This window comes from Campylobacter hyointestinalis subsp. lawsonii (assembly GCF_013372165.1).
In the GTDB taxonomy this organism is placed as follows: domain Bacteria; phylum Campylobacterota; class Campylobacteria; order Campylobacterales; family Campylobacteraceae; genus Campylobacter; species Campylobacter lawsonii.
The window spans coordinates 1-4,413 of sequence record NZ_CP053829.1; the positions used below are offsets into that span (position 1 = coordinate 1).

The 4,413-nt window shown below is 30.9% G+C and carries 7 protein-coding genes; 5 read left to right on the top strand and 2 right to left on the bottom strand.

From position 1 onward, the window contains the following. Positions 1 to 160 precede the first annotated feature (160 nt). From CHLWT_RS09325 to CHLWT_RS09345, 5 genes are all read left to right on the top strand, one after another. Complete coding sequence (locus CHLWT_RS09325) at positions 161 to 1,219, top strand: replication initiation protein (RefSeq protein WP_112000822.1); 1,059 nt, start codon at positions 161 to 163, stop codon at positions 1,217 to 1,219. Between the two features lie 42 nt (positions 1,220 to 1,261). After that, complete coding sequence (locus tag CHLWT_RS09330; RefSeq protein ID WP_025370516.1) at positions 1,262 to 1,540, top strand: BrnT family toxin; 279 nt, start codon at positions 1,262 to 1,264, stop codon at positions 1,538 to 1,540. Continuing rightward, positions 1,537 to 1,743 (top strand): hypothetical protein, encoded by a 207-nt coding sequence (locus CHLWT_RS09335; protein ID WP_025370515.1) that lies wholly within the window; start codon positions 1,537 to 1,539, stop codon positions 1,741 to 1,743. The genes CHLWT_RS09330 and CHLWT_RS09335 overlap by 4 nt, the downstream gene beginning before the upstream one ends. An 86-nt stretch (positions 1,744 to 1,829) precedes the next feature. Further along, a complete protein-coding gene (locus CHLWT_RS09340; protein ID WP_059429782.1) occupies positions 1,830 to 2,039 on the top strand; it encodes a hypothetical protein in 210 nt (69 codons plus the stop codon). Then, a complete protein-coding gene (locus CHLWT_RS09345) occupies positions 2,039 to 2,284 on the top strand; it encodes a hypothetical protein (RefSeq protein ID WP_112000819.1) in 246 nt (81 codons plus the stop codon). The genes CHLWT_RS09340 and CHLWT_RS09345 overlap by 1 nt, the downstream gene beginning before the upstream one ends. Here CHLWT_RS09345 and CHLWT_RS09350 read toward each other — a convergent pair whose 3' ends face one another. Together CHLWT_RS09350 and CHLWT_RS09355 are read right to left on the bottom strand one after the other, a co-directional pair. Continuing rightward, a complete protein-coding gene (locus tag CHLWT_RS09350) occupies positions 2,285 to 3,643 on the bottom strand; it encodes a relaxase family protein (RefSeq protein ID WP_112000820.1) in 1,359 nt (452 codons plus the stop codon). Beyond that, positions 3,633 to 3,941 (bottom strand): plasmid mobilization protein, encoded by a 309-nt coding sequence (locus CHLWT_RS09355; protein ID WP_111969495.1) that lies wholly within the window; start codon positions 3,939 to 3,941, stop codon positions 3,633 to 3,635. The genes CHLWT_RS09350 and CHLWT_RS09355 overlap by 11 nt, the downstream gene beginning before the upstream one ends. Positions 3,942 to 4,413 lie beyond the last annotated feature (472 nt).

The following is a 4,413-nucleotide window of genomic DNA, read 5'->3' on the forward strand; positions in this document are numbered from 1 at the left end:
AAGGACATTTTGGGAACTCTTAAAGGACATTTTGGGAACTCTTAAAGGACATTTTGGGAACTCTTAAAGGACATTTTGGGAAATATAAAGGACATAGATTTTAAATTACTTGATTTTTTGTCCTTTAAGAGCTATAATATCAAAAAAATAAGGTGCAAAAATGGCTAGACAAAAACCAAAACAACTTGTTGAATATCACAATGATTTAAATCTAATAGCTTTTAAAAGCTTCTCCAAAGTAGAAAACGATGTATTCTTTGCTTTGATGTGGAAGCTCAAAAATCAAGCAAATAAAGAGATAAGGCTAGATTTTGCAGAGCTTAGAGAACTTATCGACTTACGCAATATGACAAATAAAGAGATTGAAAAATCAATAAGCGATATTGGTCGTAAGATTTCAAGTAGTCTAATAGAGTTCGAAACAGAAACAGAAAGACAATTTTTTACTATATTTCAAGTTCTAGCAGTTCCAAAAGATACTGATGATTTTTATATTAGAGCTAAAATTAACAAGCCTTTTTTATATATTTTAAACAACTTTGAAAAAGGCGGTTTTACAATGTGGGAATTGATAGAATTTAGTAATTTAACAAGCAAATATACTCAAACCTTATATCGCATTTTAAAGCAATTTAGAAGTACTGGAACTGTCACTATTTTTGAAAATGATTGGGATAAATTTGTAGAAATTATGGATATTCCAAAAGGCTATGCAATGAGCGATATTGATAAAAGAATTTTAACTCCAGCCATAAAAGAACTAAGCGAAAAAACACTATTTAGCACCGATAGGGTTATTTTTGAAAATCTAAAATATGAAAAAAAAAGGGGTCGTAGTAAGGGTCGCCCTGTTGTCGGTATAGAATTTAGATTCTTACCGCAAACCGAAAATCAGCACAAATTAGAACAAGTAAGAACGAGCTTAAAGAATTTAGAGCAAATAGAACGCCAAAAACAAGCCATGAATCAGCTAAAAACCACAAAAATAAATCCGATCACAGGACAAGAAGTGAGCATTTTAAACGGCTATATTTCGCAATATGTATCTGTCATAGATTTAAAAACCCAACTTTACAACCGACTAAAAATTCGTAATCTAAAAGAAGATTGCGGAAAAATTATAGCAGAGTTATATAATGCTGATGATGATTATTTAAACGAGATGAAATTTGAAAGCTTCGAGCATTTTAAGAATTTTTTTGAAAAATATAGGGCTTGACTTATATGAAAAATATAATTATAATATAATTATGGAGTAAATATGACTTATGAATGGGACGAAGTAAAAGCACAATTAAATATCGCCAAACATGGAGTAAGCTTTGATGAAGCAACAACTGTTTTTTGTGATGATTATGGTATTATCGTTTTTGATGAAGAACATTCAGACGATGAAGAGAGATTTTACTTGTTGGGAATGAGCGAAAAAAACAGGATTCTAATTGTAGTTCATTGCTACAAAGACGGTGATACTATACGTATTATTTCGGCTAGAAAAGCAACTTCAAGAGAAAAAACGCAGTATAAGGAACAGCTATGAAAAAAGAGATTGATTTTTCTAATGCGATTAGAAATCCATATGTGGATAAAAATTTAAAAAGGCAAATAACGATAAATTTAAACGGCAGAGCTATTGATTATTTTAAAGATATGGCTAGTAAAAAAGGCGTTCCATATCAAACACTAATCAATATCTTTTTAAACGATTGCGTGGATAAAAAGCTTGATATAGCAGTTATTTAAATAAATTTTAAATATTTTAAGTAAAATTTAAAATATAAATAGCTAATATTATAATAATATACTTTGCAATGACAATGGAGATTATTATGAAAAAAATTATCTTTTCTATCGCAATTTTAGGCGGATTGGTTTCTAGCTCATTTGCTGCTAGTTGGCATTATGATACAGATGGTTGCACTAAAATATACGCATATGGTTATGATGCAAGTGAATGTTTTGATAAAGCAAGAGATATAAAAAAAGAAGCTGGACGCAAATTTCTTTGCAATGCTGGATATGTAAGGTATTGTTACTAATGGATGGTCTCGGACTTACTTGCGTTCCTCTAAGTGCTACTGAAAAACAAACCATTGATTTACAAAAAATCATAGAAGAGCAACAAAAAGCTGAACAAAAAGCACTTAAAAAAACTAATGAGTTAAAGCAAAAAATAGAAATTCAAGCAGATTTTAAAGAAGAAATCACTATAAAATCAGACAACAAAGAAAATAAAAGCGATAGCAATAAGGATAAAAATTCTTTAGTGGATATTTCAGCTTGATTACCTTGAAAATCCACGAGATATTTTTCTAGTTATTCGTTCAACTTTTTGACTAATCTGTTTAAGCTCTCTTTGAATTCGTTCTCTAATTTCTCTAATTCGTTCTGCAAATTCTTGTTTTCGCTCAGTAGCTCTTGCTCTCTTAGCAATGATTTCTCTAATTGAGTTAAAACACTCTCTAGTTCGCTCTGCAATCTCTCTATTTCGTTTATTAATTCGTTCTCTAATGCTGTCATTTTCTGCTCTTATCTGATTTTTATCGCTTTGAATTTCTTGTTGTCTTGTATCGTTTCTATCTTGTCTATCGGAATTATCATCCAAGCGTCTTGTTTGTTCGAACTTTCTACTATCTCGAATTCTTTTGGAATTTGATTTGGCATTATCCACAGCCACCACACAATCATTGAGAAAATTATTGCTGTCATTATCCCTATAATAAAGCTCGTTAATAGGCTTGATATCTTTAGTCTTGTCGGCTCTCTTTGAGAACTGTAAAGCTCGTTTTTTATCTCTTGAGATATAGAATTCATATTTTGATTGAATGAATTTAGCAAGTTCTTTTTCAAGTCTTCTAAGCTCTGTCTCGTTATCTCGCTCATTATACGCTCGTTCTCGTTCGCTCTGTCTTGTATTGATTGATTTAAGCTCTTTAGTGCTTGTGAATTGTTCATCGTATATGCTCCCTTTAAATCTTTTTGCTTTTTTGCTATCTGGCAATTTTATGCTTAGATAATCTTTACCTTGCCTTGTAACTTCGATACTGTTTTCTTTTAGAAGTTGAATAATTTCATCTCTTGAGTTTATATTTCCTTGTTTTACTTGCTCGTGTAATAGCTTATCTAACTCTTGATAGTCTTTAATTAATTCATACTCTTTTTTACTTCCTTTTAGGGTATTTTGCTTAGCTGGATTTTTTGGGTCTGTAAAATTATGCTTTAAATTAACGTAATCGGTCCATAAATCTTTTCTTTTGCTATCAGCCATATGGAAGTATGGGTTAAGTGCTGTTTTGCTTTGTAGGTCAATTTTGGGGATTACAAAGTTTAACTCTAATCTTTTTTTGTCTGTATGTTCTACCCAAAGAATATTATAACGCCCTTGCATAGCTGGAGTTAAAAGCATATTTTCAAAGTCTCGCATTATCTCTTTTTTAGTGTCTTCATCGATATTTTTTTCTTCAAAACTTAAACAGCCAACGCAAGTTTTATGTTTTTGGCTCATTGAATTTATTAAATCTCTTGTAATATTCTCATCGCCTTGTAAAATTCTAGCTGTGCCTTTTTCTACTCGATTATTAAGCAGATAGTTTATTGAGCCTATACCGCCACCTTTTTTATCTGAAAAAAATTTAACAAGCATATTTAGCTCTTATTTGCTCTAAATGATTTTCAATTCGACTTAACATTTCAAGTCCTACTCTATCAATTCCGCTTTTTTTGGTATTGAGATGTTTTGCTACTTGATTTAAATTATTTCCCCATTTAGCTAGTTCTATAATTAAATCTTGATTAGCTCTTACTACTGCTATTTTCTTTTTTGGTTTAGATATAGATTCGAAAATGAAATCGCTAAATGTTTGATTATTTAAAGCCATTTGTTCTTTGATATAAATCATCTGTTCCTGACTAAATCTAATTGATTTGATAGTAGATTTCATAAATCTCCTTGCTAAATTGTGCGAATTGTGGCGATGATACGCACGAAGCTTTAGCGTAGTGCTATGTATCATATAGCCACATATGCGAATCGGCTTTTTGAGCATAGCGAAAAATGCCAGGTAGCAAGTTCGCACCGAATTGGTTTGCATTGCAAACGCCAAAGGGTTCAAAGGGATTTCCCTTTGCGAGACTCTGAGTAATATTAAGCCGTTAGGCTTGTATTACAAAGAGTAGTCTCGCCATATAATTATTTTTATTAAAATTTTAGCTATTTTTTATGAAAAAATCAATGAATTTTTAGATGAATTTTGCTTGAATTTTTGATTAAGATTTTTTTAAGAAAATTGCTTAAAAAAGTAAATGAAAACTTAACTCGCGTACGCGCGCTCGTTTTTATACCCTTTTTAAATTCTTTTATATATTTTAGGGGGCTTTCAAACAATGTAGTAGCCATTATCTGCGGACTTTATC